Raw genomic sequence first — 17,639 nt, forward strand, 5'->3', positions numbered from 1 at the left:
TTAGTCCTCCAAGGAAACTTGAGTGGTGGCTGCAAGCGGTTTTAAACGAGCCAATAACCAAAAACTGAAAATGGCACTGAGAATTGCCGTAATACAAAATAGAATTTTAATATCAATTTTCAGAATACTTAAGATAATAATTGAAAAAATTGCTGAACTGACCATGAAAATCGCATTAAAGATGTTATTGGCAGCAACGACACGTGCACGGTGGCTACGTGGTGCATAGGCTTGCATCATCGCATATAGAGGAACAATATAAAAACCGCCACTGATTCCGAGTAAAGTCACAGCAATCATCACATGATAATAAGCGAAACCTGATGTGAACATTTGAGCAATATTCATTAGCTCACCTGTACGTTCAGGAACAAAGGCTAAACTTGCTGCTAAATACAAAGCAAATACAGTTAAACCTATTGCACCAAAAGGCACCATGCGAATATTGACTTCATTACCACCAACTTTTCGACATAATAATGATCCGACTCCAATGCCGACTGAAAACAGAGTAAGGAGTAGACTTACGACATTTTCGGATGCATGTAAATTTTGTTGTGTCAGTTGTGGAATTTGGGTTAAGTAGGTTGCACCATAAAACCAATACCAAGAGTTGCCGAGTAAAACCAAAAAAACCAAAGGAAGGCTTTTCGCATAATGAATAGTTTGAATGCTCGTGCGGAAAAAGTTCCAATCAATTTCTATATCATTTTCAGTAACATTTTGTTTTAAAACGAAGGTACTACAGATGTAACCAATCACCGCAATCATGGTGACTGTTAGACTGATCCACCATAAATTGCCTTGTGATGAGGAAATCACAGCCCCACCTAAAATCATCCCAATTAGAATAGCGATAGATGTACCCGATTGGAACAATGCATTACCCGACATCAACTCTTGTGGTTTTAATATATCGGGTAAAATAGCGTATTTAATGGGACCGAAAAAAGTACTATGTGTACCCATTAAAAATAATGCAAACAATAAGATAAAAATATTACCCAATAAAAAACCAACTGTTGCAATCAACATAATGATGATTTCAAGCACTTTAATTTTACGAACTAAAGATGAACGCTCATATTTATCGGCAATTTGTCCTGCGGTTGCTGAAAAAATAAAATAGGGCAAAATAAACAATAAAGCAGCCAAATTATTCATGGTGCTCACGTTGCCACTGTGCTGAATCCATCCGTAGGTAATGACCAACAATAATGACTGTTTAAAGACATTATCATTCAAAGCACCGAAAAACTGAGTAAGAAACATCGGAAGAAAGCGCCGTGTACTCAGAATGTGTTGATTTTTATCCATGGTCAATTGACTTCGATTAGTTTTATTAAGAAATGTGATGAAATAGTAACTCTAAAGAAAAATCATGTATCATACTTTTTGTGTTCAACTATACTGTTAAATCAGTAAAAACTTGAACTTACAGTGCATAACACAGGGGATCGAACCTAGCATCCATGAATATAGTGTGTATGCTTTCGATATTTTCTGATATATGTTTCTTCATAGATTAAATTTCTCTGCTATAGAGCCTGGTATGCCAGCAAAAATTAAATTTAAAAAATCCGTTCTTGCGCATTGCATGTATAGCATCTTTAGCACAAATGATATCAATAAACTCTTATTGAACAGTATTTTTTTAAGTGCATTTGTTGTACCTAATGTTTATGCACAAGATTTATCTGTAGATGTAAAACAGGATACGACTGTTGATGTTGCATCAACGAGTGGTGCGACTGTAGAAAAAATCATTCCACTGCCAAATTTAAATGATTCAAGTTTAGGGTTAAAAAATTCTCAATTTTCGCAACAACTTGAAGATGCCGCTCAACAACAAGGATTGCCTGCAAGCAAGATTGCGTTAATTGATGAGAAATTAACGCAAGCTGAAGATCAGACACAGCAAGCTGCGGAAATTGATAGTTTACTAATGTTGCAGCAGCAACAAAAAAATCCAAATAGTGATCAGGGTTTTAAGCCAATTACATTTGATGATTTAGAAGAATTACCTGCTAGTCAGATTGATCCTGCATTTGCTGCCGAAATCAATCAAGTTGCAGAAGAAGCTAAAACGGAAGCATTGAATTTCCGTCATGGTATGAGCAAGCAGCCAGAGATGATTATTGCTGATCCGACTCAACAAGAGCTGATTGATATTGGACAAGCGCCAATTAATGTTGATTCATTGATTCAAGATATTCGTGCAGATAGTCAAATTCAAGTGTCTGAAAATGAATCGGGACGAACTTTTATAGACTATAATCAAGAGGTAGTTGAAGAAGACACACAAAAGCTCAATGTATTTCAACGTATTGTAAAGAAGATTGGGCCTAAAAAAGATAACACAGTTGTGATGGAAAAAATTCATGTCGAGGTTGAGGGAGCAACCGTTCCTTTGGCTGCCAACATTAAAGCTAAATTATCCGTTTTTACGGTAGAGGCATTTTCAGACTTTAATTCATCTGTACCACAGTTGCGTACGCTTGCTAATCAGGCAGCACAAGCTGTTGGCTATTATAATGCTCAATTTAAGTTTAAAAAACAAAGTGATAATAAGTTAAAAGTCACTGTTACTCGTAATGATCCTGTGCTTATTGGCGAGCAGAATATTGAATTTAGTGGAGCAGGTGAAAATTTACCACAATTACAAGTAATCCGTGTTTTACCTGATCAAGAGCCTGGTGATATTCTCAATCACGGTTTATATGAAAATACTAAGGCACGAATTGTTGAAGCTGCAACCAACAATGGTTTCTTTGACAGTTATTGGCGTTTACATGATCTTAAAGTTTTACAGCCACAAAATAAAGCCGATATAAATTTGAAATATGAAACAGGCAATCGTTATAAAATTGGTGAAGTTGAGTTTCGCATGAGCGATCCAAGCAAGCCATTGCCCGTAGATTTGGATATTTTAGAAAAACTTGCCCCTTGGAAAGATGGTGCAGATTATACGGCTTGGCGTGTCAATACTTTGTCAAATAACTTGACCAATACGCGTTATTTTAACTATACCTTGGTTGATGCTGTTAGACCTGATCCAATTCAAAAACCATTAGAATTACCTCCTGATTTACAAGCGCTTGTTGATGAGCGAAAAATCAGTGAAGGTGCGTTGATGGCAGATAGTGGTAAGAAAGTAGCTACTACATCTAGCGAAGAAGTAACACAAAATCTAGTTGATGAGCAAACTTTTGCAGGAACGACGCCTGAAGAGCAATTGCCTGCTGCGCGTATGCAACAAACACAACAACAAGATAAGGAAGCTGAAACTGAACGCTTACAACAACAAGCACGTATCGATCAAAAGATTCCTGTCATCGTCACGCTAAATGCAGATAAGTTGAATAACCTAGAGGCAGGTGTAGGTTATGGAACGGATACGGGTGTCCGTTTACGTAGTCAGTATAGACGTGCAATTGTGAACAATCGTGGACATTCATTTGATGCCAATATGGAGCTTTCACAAATTCGACAGGCATTTGATGGGAAATACAACATTCCTTATAACCATCCACTCAATGACTACGTTAGCATTGTTGGTGGTTATGAACGAGAAGAACGAGATGAAGTCGGGAATAATTTAAACCTTCTCATTGAGTCAGCCGTTTTTGGTGCAGACCGTATTATTAAAGGTTCAAGAAAAGAGTGGCAACATATTTTTGGAATGCGCTATCGTTTAGATCGTATCACGCAAGAAGGTGATATTACGAATGAAGCAGATTTACCCGATGCGTTTGTCATTCCTGGCGCAAAGCCTGAGCAACAATCTTTATTGGTTGGTTATCAAGTCAGTAAAACCAATAGTGACAATCGTCTAAACCCAACGCAGGGTTTTAAACAGACTTATAAAGTTCAGTTGGGTAGTGACAAATTACTGACCGATACTAATATGGCGATTGTCGATGCGACATGGAAAGCACTTTATAGCTTTGGTCAAAACGATGTACATCAACTGATTGGTGGAACACAGTTAGGCTACATCTTTGCCGATGATTTTGAAAAAGTACCGTATAATTTACGTTACTTTGCTGGTGGAGATCAAAGTCTACGTGGTTTTGATTATAAGAGTTTATCACCTGAAGAGTTTGGCTATAAAGTCGGTGGACAAGGTCTAGCTGTAGGCTCATTGGAATATAACTATCAGTTTAAAGACGGATGGCGTGCAGCTATCTTTACTGACTTTGGTAATGCTTTTGACCAAAAATTTAATAATGATGTTGAATATAGTTTAGGTTTAGGAATTCGTTGGAAATCCCCGATTGGACCAATACGTTTAGATGTGGCATCAGGTCTTTCAGATGAAGGGCATCCAATACGTTTACACTTCTTTATTGGTCCGCAACTTTAATTTTAAAACTTAACAATAAGACAGGATTACTGAAATATTATGGCTGAAATTGAACAGCAAGAACCTAACACACCACAGGAAGAACCTAAAATGACGCCTAAGCAGAAGCGTAGTATGTTACGCCGTTCTCTAGTGTGGATTGGTGTTTTGTTGTTGATTTTAGTCGGGACTTTGACGCTGATGTTTTCAACGGACAAAGGAAGTCGTTTTTTACTTGATCGTGTTTTATCGAAACAAAGTATTATTCAGTATCAATATGAAAGTGGGAATTTACTCAAGGGAATTATTTTAAAAAATATTATTGTGAGTTTAAAACCTGTCGATATCAAAATTGATCGGGCTGACGTATCACTTGGTTGGCGTGCTATTGTGAATAAAGAAATTCATTTAAGCCACGGTGATGTCAATAATCTCCGAATTATTATGAAATCGCCACCATCGGATGAACCCTTCAAATTTACTCCAATTAAATTACCTTTTGTATTACGTATTGATGATGCAACGGTTGATCATTTGCAGATTGCAACATCATCAGGTGTTAAAGTCGATTTTAATGATATTGAATTGCATGAAGCATTGTGGGCAGGAACCCAATTAACCTTTGAAAATGCAAAAACAGATATGGGTTATTTATCTGTACGAAATGCAACAGGTTCAATGGATTTTTCAGGTAAATATCCAATTAATGCGAGAGCAATTGTAAAATTACCATCACTGAAAAGCTTAAATGTTGAAGATATTTATGTCGATGCTCGCGGTACTTTAGATACGATTAAAGCGGGTATTGCGACAAAAACACCCGATATGCTGACTGGTTGGGCAGTGGTTCATCCCATGCGTACACATGTGCCAATGAAAGGTGGATTGATTTTCAAAGACTATCACTGGCCCTTGTTATTAGATCAAGAATTAATGTCTAAAAAAGGCACTGCGACATTTAATGGTAATATTGAACAGCTCAATTTAGATGTGCAAACGGATATTAGTGGAAAAAATGTTCCACAAGGTCAATATACGGCTGCAATGAGTACCGATTTATTAAATCAATTGAATATTACCAATCTAAATGGTCAATTGATGGGTGGTGCGATTAATTTAGCAGGTATGGTGAGTTGGGAAGATCATGTGCATTGGGATCTTAAAGGGCGTTTAGATCGTATTAGTCCGAAAGATAAAATTATTCCACAAGCGATTCGAGACTTTTTACCACCATCATTAGATGCCAATATTGCCTCGAAAGGTGCATTAAAAGAAGGTATGCAAATAGGTGCAAATGTTGATTTTGACAAGTTTGAAACTTGGAATTTAAACCTTACACAGGCTGAAGAAAAAGCGAAAAAAGCACAGCCAATATTGATGGATGTTCAGTGGAAAAATATTGATCGGGCGATGCCTTATATTGGATGGCTAAGTAGTGACTCGGGCAATGTAAAATTGGCATTGGTTGAAGGACAGCAGAACATTCAAGTTGCAACAACCATTGGTAAGCATGAGCAAGCGACATTGCCTGCGGGACAATATCAAGCGAAGTTAGATTTAAAAGATAATAATTTACACATTCCTGAGTTTAGCTATCAGGCAGATCAAGGTCGTTTAACGGGTAATGCCGTGATTGAGCTACCTGATGAAAAACGTCAACTAAAATGGAATGCATTATTAAACGCACAAAACTTTAATCCGCAAAGTATTGCAAGTGCAGCACCAATCAATTCATTGAATGGTCAAGTTAAAGCCAATGGTTATGCTGTGCCAAATCAGCAAATTATTCAATTTCAGTCGATTGATTTAACAGGCAAAATGGTCAATCAAGCCAAAGCTGAAACATTGAAACTGACAGGAACAAGTACAGCTGCCCTTATCTTTAATAACGAAAAAGCAGGCGGTGGTTTTAAAAGTTTTGCTGTGAAATACGATGGTGCATTAAATACGAGTCAATTCCCACAGGGCAATGGCGTATTGAAATTTAAGGTTTCAGGTACACCTGAGTTGCTCAATATTGAAAACCTGCAACACGATGGTGCCGCAGGTAAAGTGGTTGCGAGTGGAATGGTGCAAATTGCCAATGGTTTTGGCTGGAATATTAATGCTTCATTGATACACTTTAAACCACAATATTTTGTTTCATCCGTTCGTGGTGAAGTCTCTGGTAATGTAAAAACGCAAGGTATATGGAGTGATCAAATCAAGAAAATCAACATTGAACAGCTCAATGTTGCAGGTATGATCAATAATAAGCCTTTGCGTGGACGTGGTAATTTGGCTGTCATTTTAAATAGTGATCAAAATGGTTTTGTTCCGACACAGTTTGAAGCCAATAACTTATTACTTGCTTATGCTAATAATCAGCTTCAAGCGACTGGGAATGCCCAAAACTTACGCTTAAATATCAATGCACCAGCTCTATATGAGTTATATCCAGGTTTACGTGGTACAGCACATGGTTATTTAAATATAAAAGCCAAACCAAGTTTGAGTGCAACGGCAAATCTTGCCATAGATAATTTTGGTTATCAAAATAGTTTGAGTATCAAAAAACTGAGTTTAAAAGGTGAATTACCAACATCAATGACGACGCCAGCAAAAATGGTTGCGCAAATGGATACTTTACGAAGTGGTGGTCGTGAAATTCAATATGCCGCATTGACGTTATCGGGAACACGAAAAGCACATCTAATCCAATTACAAGGTTGGAACTACTATTCAAAATTTTATGTGCAAATGGCGGGTGGTTTTAATGCACAAAATGATTGGCTCGGGCAAGTTCAAAAAGGTGAGTTTGACTCTGTGCGTGTACATCTTATACAAGATCAAAATGCACCAATTATTTATACCACTGCAAATAAAGAACTATATGTTGGACAGCACTGTTGGTCGAGTCAACAAAGCCAATTGTGTTTTGATCAACCCATTCGTGCGAGTCAAACTAAAGGCAATGTGTCATTCTTAACCAAAAATCTCGATTTGAAAGACTTTGGTGCATTTATGCCAGAAGGCTTAGCTATGACAGGCAAGCTCAATGGTTATGCTAAAGCCTCTTGGGCACAAGGTACGCGTCCTAAAATTGATGTCAAAATGGTCACGAAAAGTGGCGTCATTGGTGTTGCTGCTGACGATCCTGATGATGCTGCTTCAACACTTAGCTATGATGAGGCAAGTATTATTGCGAAAAGTATACCGAGTGGCTTGCAAATGCGTGTGGATTTGAAAGCACCCAATATTGGTACAGGCTATGCCAATGTCATTATTGATCCTTATACCGATGCAAAACCAATGCGTGGTGAAGTGGCATTTAATGATGTGCAGTTGAAAATATTAAAACCGTTTATTGCTGATGTCCGTAAAATGGACGGGACGTTGGCACTTGCGGGTAAAATTTCAGGCACATTAAGCAAACCATTATTTGATGGGGAAATGCGTCTGAAAAATGGCAGTATCAGCATGATTTCACTGCCTGTAAACCTAACCAATATTCAAGTCTATTCTTCGATTCGCCAAGATGTTGCAACAATTAATGGTGCATTTAACAGTGGTCGTGGTGTAGGGACGTTAACGGGCGGTATAAATTGGAAAAATGATCCACATATTCAATTGACATTAAAAGGCGATAAGTTAGTGATTCAACAGGCTTCATTAGTGACCGCTTTGGTTGATACTGAGTTGTCTGTAGATGTATTGCCATTAAGTAAACGCTTAACTGTCAAAGGAAATGTAACAATTCCTGCTGCGCTCATTTCAATGCCTGAGGCGAGTGCAACAGTGATTAATGTGAGTCCAGATGCTCGTATCGTTCGTGAAGGTCAAGATCAACTTGCCTTACTCAAAGCAGCACAGCCTTGGGATATTCGTGCTGATGTCGATGTGAAATTAGGTGATAAGGTTACTTTTCAGGGCTTTAATAGTCGTATTCCACTACTTGGGCGTGTGTATTTGACCCAACGAGGGCTTGAAACAGCAATGCGTGCCAATGGGGCGATTGGTGTAGGACGTAAAGTGACCATTGAAGCTTATGGTCAGCGACTAGATTTGAATCGTGCAATTGCGCGTTTTAATGGAGCATTGTCCAATCCAACGCTCGATGTAGATGCAACCAAAGTGATTCAGGGTAGTACTGTAGGGGTTCGTGTTACAGGCACAGCAGTGAGCCCAAATATTCAAGTTTATAATGATGCAGGCTTATCGGATCAAGAAGCAATGAATGCCTTGATTACAGGGCGAATTAATGAAGGATCGAGTGGATTAAGCAATGCCGATGGCTTTAAGTCCGATGTTAATAATACCATTGCAGCGGCAGGAATTAGTTTAGGTTTAGGAGGTACACGCGCCTTTACCAATCAAATTGGTCAGACTTTTGGTTTAAGTGGCTTGGCACTTGACGCACAAGGTACTGGAGATGACACACAAGTCAGTTTGACGGGCTATATTACACCTGACTTATATATTCGTTATGGTGTTGGGGTATTTACCCCTGTTAATAAATTAACCTTACGTTATCAAATGAATCAACGTTTGTATCTTGAAGCAAGTCAATCACTCGAAAAAGCCATAGACGTGTTCTACCATTGGCGTTTCTAAATTTGATAAAAGCTCGATAACCTTAAGTGCTTCGAGCTTTTTCATGCGTATGAAAAAGCAATCAATCGATGAAAATTTGGAAAATATCCCTTTTAGAAAGTTTTTTCAGTATGATATGTCGCAACAGGAGAATGTAATGAAAAGTTTAGTGATCTTGAGCATAAGTGCTGCACTATTGATGTCAGGTTGTGCCGAAAAGAAACCTGCAACCCCTGAAGAAATTTGGCAAGGTTACTGCACAAGTATTGGAAATGCTGCACGAACGATTGCGCTCGATCGTCAAAATGGCATTACCAAACAACAAGCAATAGACTATGCAAACAAAGTGACAGATGCTACGACTAAAGGTTTTGTTTTGGAATATCTTGAAAAGATCTATGCTTTACCTGATGCTGAATTAAAAGCAGATAAAGATGCAGTTCAGGCACGATTTAAAAAAGAAGCTTATGAGCAATGTGTAAATACACCACATGATCCGAAAAAGATGCCCGATTACAAACCGTTCTAAGGAACGGTTTTTTTTATATCTTATAAGTGTGAATTATAAACATGTATTGTCAGAAAAATTGATTAGCATAAAAAGAGAAAAGCATATATAAAATATTAAAATAGATGTTTGCAAAGGAGTGGTGGAGATGAAAGTAGTCGCATACTTACACAATGCAGATTTATTGCTAGAAGACGAACAGGGTGTTGCGATCGTTGGTGGCAGTCATTATGTACTTAGCCTTGGTGATCAAGTCGTATTTCAAAATGTTATTGATGAGCAAGCCAAATTATTTCAAGTTAATATCACATTTTCCTGTGCTGATCATGCCATGCAACATCAAGATGAAATTCAAATCAAATTTGAAGGATGTCGTGATCAACTTAAAAGCTATTTAGCTAAAACCACTGTACACTAAGGTGTAATGTACTTTTACAGATAAAAAAGGCAACATGAGTTGCTTTTTTTGTTGCTCAATCAAGTCAAAAGTAATGTAAAAATAAATCTATTTTTTATAAATAGAAAACTTTTGACAAAATAAGGCGAATTAAACATCTATTTTTCAAAAATGCTGAAAAATAGTGAATTTCGGCATCAAATGAAAAGTTATTTCAATGGATATGTTGTTTAATATGACAATCAGATGAGTATTTATTTATAAAATAATGGTCATCACGAATTAACACGATCTTTGCATTAACTTTTGGCTTGATTTTTAGTAAAATTTGACTGTCCATATTGCCTGTGAAGCTTTTGACAAGCTGGAATTCAGAGGCAATTTTTTAAAAAAGAGGAATAAACCGTGCTAGAAGCTTACCGCCAACACGTTGCTGAACGTGCCGCACTCGGAGTCCCACCGAAGCCACTTGACGATGCTCAAACTGCTGACTTGGTAGAGTTGTTAAAAAATCCACCAGCAGGCGAAGAAGCATTCTTAGTCGATTTACTTGAAAATCGTATTCCAGCAGGTGTTGACCAAGCTGCATACGTAAAAGCTGCTTTCTTAACAGCCGTTGCTAAAGGCGAAGCAACTTCACCATTAGTTTCTAAAGAACGTGCGGTTTACTTACTAGGTACTATGCTTGGTGGTTATAACGTTGCACCTTTAGTTGAATTACTTGATGATGCAGAGCTTTCTGGTTTAGCTGCAGAAGCATTGAAAAAAACGCTTCTAGTATTTGATGCATTCCATGACGTTGCAGATAAAGCAAAAGCGGGCAATGCCAATGCACAAGCTGTTATGCAGTCTTGGGCAGATGCTGAATGGTTCACGACTCGTAAAGATGTTCCAGAAGAAATTAAACTTACAGTTTTCAAAGTAACTGGCGAAACAAACACAGACGACTTGTCACCTGCACAAGACGCTTGGAGCCGTCCAGATATTCCATTGCACGCAAATGCAATGTTGAAAAATGAACGTGATGGTATTAATCCAGAAGTTCCTGGTGAAGTTGGTCCACTTAACCAAATTAAAGCACTTATTGCACAAGGCAACCAAGTTGCTTATGTTGGTGATGTTGTTGGTACAGGTTCAAGCCGTAAATCTGCAACGAACTCAGTTCTTTGGTTCTTTGGTGATGACATTGCGCACATCCCGAACAAAAAAGACGGTGGTTATTGCTTAGGTTCTAAAATCGCTCCGATTTTCTTCAACACAATGGAAGATGCTGGCGCATTGCCAATCGAAATTGATGTTGCAAACATGAACATGGGCGACGAAATCGTTCTAAATATTGATCATGCTGCTGCTAAAGTAACTGCATCTAAAAACGGTGCTGTGATTGCTGAAGCTGAATTGAAAACGCCAGTTCTTCTTGATGAAGTTCGTGCGGGTGGTCGTATCAACTTGATCGTTGGTCGTGGTTTAACGACTAAAGCGCGTGAAGCTTTAGGTCTTCCAGTTTCTACTTTGTTCCGTGCGCCAGTTCAACCTGCTGCAACAGGCAAAGGCTTTACTCAAGCACAGAAAATGGTTGGTCGCGCTTGTGGTCTTCCAGAAGGTCAAGGTGTACTTCCAGGTACTTACTGTGAACCTAAGATGACGACTGTTGGTTCGCAAGATACAACTGGTCCAATGACACGTGACGAATTGAAAGACTTAGCTTGCCTAGGTTTCTCTGCTGATCTAGTTATGCAATCTTTCTGTCACACAGCTGCATATCCAAAACCAGTTGACGTTCAAATGCAACACACGCTTCCTGATTTCATCATGAATCGTGGTGGTGTATCTTTACGCCCAGGCGACGGTATTATCCACTCTTGGTTAAACCGTATGTTAATGCCGGATACTGTTGGTACAGGCGGTGACTCACATACTCGTTTCCCAATTGGTATTTCATTCCCAGCGGGTTCTGGTCTTGTAGCATTTGCTGCAGCAACTGGTGTTATGCCACTTGATATGCCTGAATCTATTCTTGTGAAATTCAAAGGTAAAATGCAGCCTGGTATCACACTACGTGACCTTGTACATGCAATTCCTTATGTTGCGATTCAACAAGGTGATTTAACTGTAGAGAAGAAAGGTAAGAAAAACATCTTCTCTGGTCGTATCCTTGAGATCGACTTAACAGAAATGGAAAATGACCTGACTGTTGAGCAAGCATTCGAACTTTCTGATGCTTCTGCTGAACGTTCAGCTGCTGGTTGTTCAATCACGCTTTCTGAAGAGAAAGTTGCTGAATACTTGAAATCTAACATCACAATGTTGAAGTGGATGATTTCTCAAGGTTATGGCGATGCTCGTACGATGGCGCGCCGTGTTGAAAACATGGAAAAATGGTTGGCTAATCCATCACTTCTTAAAGCTGATGCTGACGCTGAATATACGAAAGTATATGAAATTGACCTTGCGACAATTACTGAACCAGTTCTTTGCTGTCCAAACGATCCAGATGATGCAAAATTGTTATCTGACGTTCAAGGCGTGAAAATTGACGAAGTATTCGTTGGTTCATGTATGACAAACATTGGTCACTTCCGTGCTACTGGTAAGTTGTTAGAGAAAGTTCCTGGCGGCGTGTTGAACACTCGTCTTTGGATTGCTCCTCCAACTCGTATGGATGAACACCAATTGATGGAAGAAGGTTTCTATAACATTTATGGTAAAGCTGGCGCGCGTACTGAAATGCCAGGTTGTTCATTGTGTATGGGTAACCAAGCACGTGTAGCACCGAACACAACTTGTGTTTCGACTTCTACGCGTAACTTCCCGAACCGTTTAGGTCAAGGTGCTAATGTTTATTTAGCGTCTGCTGAACTTGCTTCTGTTGCTGCGGTACTTGGTAAATTACCAACACCTGCAGAATATCAAGAATATGCTGCTCAAATTGACAGCATGTCTGCTGACATCTACCAATACTTAAGCTTCGACAAGATGGGCGAGTATACAGATGCTGCTAAAGATATTGATACCAAGAAAATTGCTGCTGCTCAGTTAACTTAATTCTTTGTTAATTAAGCAATAAGCGGTATAAAATGAGGGCTGAGAAATCAGCCCTTATTTTTTGATACTACATGATATGTAAGTTTTGTGATTATGAATATTCGAGACATTAAAATTATTTTAAGTATTAGTTTTTATGCTTATATAGTTCCAATCATATTGGTGGTATTTTTAATTGGGGTAATGTATTTTACTTCAATAATTCCATCAATTAGTATTACTGATAAAGATCAAACTATTGTAAATTATGGTTATCTAGGTAGCTTTTTAAGTGGTACTTTAGGTATAATTCTTACTGCTGGTAGTTTGGTTTTTTTAGCTAAAACCCTAAACTTTGAAAGAAAAAAATCAGATCAGGATAATTTTGATAATAAATTTTTTTTAATGCTAGAAACACTAGAGAATATTAAATATAAAATTAATGAAGAAGTGAAAAATAAAATATTAAAAGATATAAATCAGGTAAGTGAATTTACAATTGAAAAAACATTAGAAGAAAGCAAAAAAAAATATTCATGCAAATAATAGTGAAATTGGACATTATTTTAGGATGTTATATCAAGTTTTAAAAATGGTTGATCAGAATAAAGAAAAAATTTCTGATTTTAATAATGTAAAAATTACATATTTTACGTGCGACATTAGATTTTAAGTTGACACAAATTTTGGCTATTAATACATATTACTCTGAGACTTTTGATTCTGAATATAAGAATTATGCCATATATGTTAGAAAATATAATTTTTTTGAGCATATGCCTTTTTGTATTGATTCTAAAAATATTATATCTGAATCATTGTTGGCGGTATATTTGAATTGTGATAAAGGATTTGGGGAAAGTTCCTTTGTAAAAAAAATGAATAGCTATATTTTACATTCAATTAAGACATCTATTAAATGTGGTTATGATTATGATTTAGCTTATTCATATTTAAAGCGTATTTCAGGTAAATGGCATTGTGATAAAGATTTAATGATTGAGGTTAATTTAAAAAATAGAAAATTTCTTATTGAATTTTTCAGAGAAAAAATTTCTATAGATCTTGTAACTGTACTTCCCGATTCTGAGGAAATTTTAAAGTGCATATTGTTAAATGAGCATTTATATAATATTGCTTCATACTTTGATGAAAGTTTAAATTTTATTATTGAATATGATGATAACGAACATGACTTCAGATGTGCTAATGCTGATATAAATAATATGAAAGAAATAAAATTTATTTTTATATCGTCAAATTCGAATAGTCTCGATATAAAGGTTAATTGTGAATATATCTTTCAGGATTATATAATCTATTTAGATAAATCAATGTCTAGGTCTAGCCACTTATAATAGCCTAAGTAATAGAGCCATCCTGTATGTAAATGCTAAACTATTTAAAAAAGTATCACTTAATGGGTTAATTATTTTTTCAGCTTAATTTTGATGAAGTGATTTGGCAGAAAGATCCATATTATAAAAGCTAATATTTACAGGTGAATCAATCCATCGTTTAATCCCCTCATTGAAGAATGATTGAAAAAGTTGACGTAGCAAATGGCAAAACAAACTCGATTTTTATGTATTGGTGGCTTTCTGAATGGTTCAGCTTTGAAAGATCAAGGTGAGAAATTTGAATGTGTAGAAAGCTCAAAGCAAGTGACGTATCGAAAATTGGAAATTTTTCATCCTGATTTAAGAGATGACAATTATTATGTTTGTGAAACTACTACAGATCAGCAAGCTAGAAACTGGGTGTATGATATAGATTCTAAGTAATTTTTTATTCAGACTCTATATCGTTAATTTTTATATTAAATACTCAAATATTTTTACTTTATCGCAATATCTAACTATAGAATTTTTAATGCATAAAGCTAAATTATAGACATTGCCCATGATTTTAATAAATTAGATCAAGATTTTGGTCTAATTTTCGATATTTTTCCTTTGTGTAGTTTTTATAAATAATTATATTGGTATAAGTAAAATATCAAAGTGGAAAATAAAGTCCTGTCCATAACGTACTAATCCGTTTAAAATTAGATAAATAAGACTTATTGGATATCGTATGAATTATCAATTCGATGCCTTCATGACCATAGTTGCTGCCGTTGCAGTACTCCTTGTTGGTTATATATTTGTCAACAAAGTTAGCATCCTGAAGAAATACAATATTCCTGAACCTGTTGCAGGTGGCTTAGTTGCGGCTTTAATTACCTACTTATTATTCAAAAGTTTTAATGTTACGGTTAATTTTGACACTAAAATTCAGCAAATATTTATGCTGATGTTTTTTACCTCTGTAGGTTTAAGTGCAAGCTTGGTTAAACTCAAAGAAGGAGGTAAATCACTACTTATATTTTTGGTTTGCGTGGTGATTTTTGTCTTGCTGCAAAATGTAGTCGGTATAAGTCTTGCTAAAGCTTTAGGTTTGGATCCTTTGATGGGTTTAATTACAGGTTCTATTACTTTAACAGGTGGGCACGGCACAGCGGGAGCATGGGGAACGGTTTTTGAGCAGGAACATGGCGTACAAGGGGCTATTGCCTTAGGTATGGCGAGTGCTACATTTGGTTTAGTCATTGGCGGTATGATGGGTGGGCCAGTGGCAAAATTCCTAATACGTCGCTACAAATTGGCGGAAGAGCTTTCCCCTGAAATAGGTCGAAAAGAAGCTCCACCTGCATCACAAACAGCGCCGTTCGAGTATCCAGAAAAGACCCGCTTAATTACAGCCGATGATGCGGTAAAAACTATGGGGATGTTCGCCATCTGTATCAGCTTTGCTTACTTCATGACAGCACTGGCTAAAGGACAGTGGTTTGAATTACCCACGTTTGTTTGGGCACTAATGTGTGGTGTAATTTTACGTAATATTTTAGAACATGGTTTGAAGGTTCAGGTCTTTGAGCGTTGTATTGATGTCTTTGGTAATGCCTCACTAGCGCTGTTTTTAGCCATGGCATTAATGTCATTACAATTATGGCTGTTGGCAGATTTAGCAGGGCCTTTAGTTATTATTTTAATTGTTCAGACGATATTTTTGGCACTCTATTTGTACTTTGTGACTTTTCGCATTATGGGTAAAAATTACGATGCAGCTGTACTTTGTGCAGGGCAATGTGGCGTTAACTTAGGGGCGACACCAACTGCGATTGCTAATATTCAAGCAGTAACCAATACTTATGGTGCATCACATAAGGCCTTTTTGATTATTCCACTGACTGGGGCATTTTTCGTAGATATTGTGAATGCTTTTGTCATTCAATTTTCAATTGGTATTTTGAGCTAATAGTTCTAATTTTATCCTAAAAATTAAAAAGCACCTCAAGGTGCTTTTTTTAATCTTATTTTTGGAATGATGATGTAAATAATCTAAAGATAGACATTAAAAAGCCCCATTTTCAGGGGCTAGTCGTATGTGCATCTAGGGCACATACTGTAGAGGCTCATCTCATACTAAGAGTATTAAAGCATAAATTGGAGTATTTATCACGGAATATATTCTTTTAATATTGGTTATAAATATGAATAGTAAAAATAAATTTATGAAATAATTAACATTAATAATATAGAAGTTTAAATATAAAAGAATATAAGTAATTATTTATCAAGAAAGTATTCTTTGCTTATTGTTATTAGGTTCTTGAAAAGTTGATTCAATAAAATTTACAATTTTTTTAAATTAAAATGCTACCGAAGATTGGGAAATAAAGACTATGGAAAAGATATCCTACATCTATTCATTTTTTGGAAACACGAAGCTTATATTGTAATTTTAGAGCGAAATAAGTGGAATACGGTATCTTTAGTGCATTAAATATTTTAATTTATGGGCGTTGTTTTTCGATTGCACAATTATTGTTTAAATTACTCAGTGTGGAAGTTTTTGCTAAGCTTACTTTAACAGCGGGAATACTTGTAGTTATTATTGTGATTACAACATTGGTTATTCGTGAATATTTTTCTGAGAAAAAACTTAAAAAATATGGGTTTATTGATTAGCCGTTTATGGTAGATCAAGACCAATTGATAAGTATATGGTCTTGATCTACATTATAGAATTACTCAATCATCATTAAGTCAGCACTATTGGCTATTTTAAGTGGTCTTAATGCAAAGATAGTCCGAGTATGGCGAATTCCTTTCATTGAATATAAATTTTTACGTAAGAATCGCTCATAATGCTCTGCATTTTTCACAGCAACTTTAACCAAATAATCATAATCACCTGTGACTAGGTGTGCTTCTACGACTTCGGGCATATTGGCTAAAGCATCACTAAAATCTTCTAAAATTTCATCATCATGACGTTCAAGCGTAATTTCAATGAAAAATAACTCATCGATACCAATCGCTTTGGGATTAATATTTGCTGAATAACCTTCAATAATTTTTAAATTTTCAAGGCGTTTAACTCGTGTCCAACACGGTGAGGATGATAAACCTACCAAATCTGCAAGTTGTGCAATGGTCAAACGACCATCTTTGTGAAGTGCCGATAAAATTTTTCGGTCAATTTTGTCTAGAGAGTATCGGTTGTCATTCATATCGCTTGTCACAAAAAATATTTTCAAAAATGATTGAAAAAATGAAATTTTATTCTGAAAAATAGAAAGATTAAACCTAAATTCGGGAAACATTCTATAGTGCAGCGTATTAAAATAATCCTATTCAATCAAAGGCATTTGGGAGATTGGCTTTGATTGTATGCAATGCATCTTTAGCGGAAGGGTGCCACTCAAGATGCATTGTGTACCTCAATTTTATTTTCAAGACTTTGCC

Annotated in this window: 13 protein-coding genes; 11 read left to right on the forward strand and 2 right to left on the reverse strand. The window is 36.5% G+C overall.

The genetic code is table 11. From position 1 onward, the window contains the following. The gene (locus ACK2M2_RS08175; protein WP_419347386.1) at window positions 1-1,317 is read right to left on the reverse strand and encodes an MFS transporter; all 1,317 of its coding nucleotides are present in this window, start codon (window positions 1,315-1,317) and stop codon (window positions 1-3) included. A gap of 235 nt (window positions 1,318-1,552) precedes the next feature. On the opposite strand from ACK2M2_RS08175, the gene ACK2M2_RS08180 reads away from it, so the two are divergent. From ACK2M2_RS08180 to ACK2M2_RS08230, 11 genes are all read left to right on the forward strand, one after another. Next, window positions 1,553-4,366: an autotransporter assembly complex protein TamA gene (locus ACK2M2_RS08180; protein WP_419347388.1), complete on the forward strand. Its 2,814-nt coding sequence runs from the start codon at window positions 1,553-1,555 to the stop codon at window positions 4,364-4,366. Between the two features lie 39 nt (window positions 4,367-4,405). Beyond that, the gene (locus tag ACK2M2_RS08185; protein ID WP_419347390.1) at window positions 4,406-8,938 is read left to right on the forward strand and encodes a translocation/assembly module TamB domain-containing protein; all 4,533 of its coding nucleotides are present in this window, start codon (window positions 4,406-4,408) and stop codon (window positions 8,936-8,938) included. Window positions 8,939-9,074: 136 nt separating this feature from the next. Next, the gene (locus tag ACK2M2_RS08190; protein ID WP_409511400.1) at window positions 9,075-9,446 is read left to right on the forward strand and encodes a hypothetical protein; all 372 of its coding nucleotides are present in this window, start codon (window positions 9,075-9,077) and stop codon (window positions 9,444-9,446) included. Between the two features lie 127 nt (window positions 9,447-9,573). After that, window positions 9,574-9,843, forward strand: a complete 270-nt coding sequence (locus ACK2M2_RS08195) for a hypothetical protein (RefSeq protein ID WP_409511399.1) — start codon at window positions 9,574-9,576, stop codon at window positions 9,841-9,843. A 384-nt stretch (window positions 9,844-10,227) separates the two neighbouring features. Further along, window positions 10,228-12,867: a bifunctional aconitate hydratase 2/2-methylisocitrate dehydratase gene (locus ACK2M2_RS08200; protein WP_409511398.1), complete on the forward strand. Its 2,640-nt coding sequence runs from the start codon at window positions 10,228-10,230 to the stop codon at window positions 12,865-12,867. Between the two features lie 93 nt (window positions 12,868-12,960). Beyond that, window positions 12,961-13,392 carry a hypothetical protein gene (locus ACK2M2_RS08205; RefSeq protein ID WP_419347394.1) on the forward strand — a complete coding sequence of 144 codons (432 nt, stop codon included), beginning with the start codon at window positions 12,961-12,963 and terminating at the stop codon, window positions 13,390-13,392. A 25-nt stretch (window positions 13,393-13,417) separates the two neighbouring features. Then, window positions 13,418-13,519 carry a hypothetical protein gene (locus ACK2M2_RS08210; protein WP_419347397.1) on the forward strand — a complete coding sequence of 34 codons (102 nt, stop codon included), beginning with the start codon at window positions 13,418-13,420 and terminating at the stop codon, window positions 13,517-13,519. A gap of 13 nt (window positions 13,520-13,532) precedes the next feature. Then, window positions 13,533-14,204 carry a hypothetical protein gene (locus ACK2M2_RS08215; protein ID WP_419347400.1) on the forward strand — a complete coding sequence of 224 codons (672 nt, stop codon included), beginning with the start codon at window positions 13,533-13,535 and terminating at the stop codon, window positions 14,202-14,204. A 204-nt stretch (window positions 14,205-14,408) separates the two neighbouring features. Further along, window positions 14,409-14,630 (forward strand): hypothetical protein, encoded by a 222-nt coding sequence (locus ACK2M2_RS08220; RefSeq protein ID WP_419347402.1) that lies wholly within the window; start codon window positions 14,409-14,411, stop codon window positions 14,628-14,630. 292 nt (window positions 14,631-14,922) lie between these two features. Continuing rightward, on the forward strand, window positions 14,923-16,146 hold the full coding sequence (gltS, locus tag ACK2M2_RS08225) for a sodium/glutamate symporter (RefSeq protein WP_409511394.1): 1,224 nt from the start codon (window positions 14,923-14,925) through the stop codon (window positions 16,144-16,146). A 500-nt stretch (window positions 16,147-16,646) separates the two neighbouring features. Beyond that, window positions 16,647-16,859, forward strand: coding sequence for a hypothetical protein (locus ACK2M2_RS08230; protein WP_409511393.1), 213 nt, complete (start codon window positions 16,647-16,649; stop codon window positions 16,857-16,859). A 59-nt stretch (window positions 16,860-16,918) separates the two neighbouring features. On the opposite strand, the gene ACK2M2_RS08235 is transcribed toward ACK2M2_RS08230, so the two are convergent. Continuing rightward, window positions 16,919-17,404, reverse strand: coding sequence for an Lrp/AsnC family transcriptional regulator (locus ACK2M2_RS08235; RefSeq protein ID WP_409511392.1), 486 nt, complete (start codon window positions 17,402-17,404; stop codon window positions 16,919-16,921). Between the last annotated feature and the right edge of the window lie 235 nt (window positions 17,405-17,639).

Origin of the sequence: Acinetobacter sp. TY1, assembly GCF_048551395.1 — a bacterium.
Classification (GTDB): domain Bacteria; phylum Pseudomonadota; class Gammaproteobacteria; order Pseudomonadales; family Moraxellaceae; genus Acinetobacter.

What these genes read in the sequence shown, in the direction of transcription:
- ACK2M2_RS08175 (WP_419347386.1), bottom strand. Translation starts at nt 1,317, where the DNA reads ATGGATAAAAATCAACACATTCTGAGTACACGGCGCTTTCTTCCGATG.
- ACK2M2_RS08180 (WP_419347388.1), top strand. Translation starts at nt 1,553, where the DNA reads ATGCCAGCAAAAATTAAATTTAAAAAATCCGTTCTTGCGCATTGCATG.
- ACK2M2_RS08185 (WP_419347390.1), top strand. Translation starts at nt 4,406, where the DNA reads ATGGCTGAAATTGAACAGCAAGAACCTAACACACCACAGGAAGAACCT.
- ACK2M2_RS08190 (WP_409511400.1), top strand. Translation starts at nt 9,075, where the DNA reads ATGAAAAGTTTAGTGATCTTGAGCATAAGTGCTGCACTATTGATGTCA.
- ACK2M2_RS08195 (WP_409511399.1), top strand. Translation starts at nt 9,574, where the DNA reads ATGAAAGTAGTCGCATACTTACACAATGCAGATTTATTGCTAGAAGAC.
- ACK2M2_RS08205 (WP_419347394.1), top strand. Translation starts at nt 12,961, where the DNA reads ATGAATATTCGAGACATTAAAATTATTTTAAGTATTAGTTTTTATGCT.
- ACK2M2_RS08210 (WP_419347397.1), top strand. Translation starts at nt 13,418, where the DNA reads ATGTTATATCAAGTTTTAAAAATGGTTGATCAGAATAAAGAAAAAATT.
- ACK2M2_RS08220 (WP_419347402.1), top strand. Translation starts at nt 14,409, where the DNA reads ATGGCAAAACAAACTCGATTTTTATGTATTGGTGGCTTTCTGAATGGT.
- gltS (WP_409511394.1), top strand. Translation starts at nt 14,923, where the DNA reads ATGAATTATCAATTCGATGCCTTCATGACCATAGTTGCTGCCGTTGCA.
- ACK2M2_RS08235 (WP_409511392.1), bottom strand. Translation starts at nt 17,404, where the DNA reads ATGAATGACAACCGATACTCTCTAGACAAAATTGACCGAAAAATTTTA.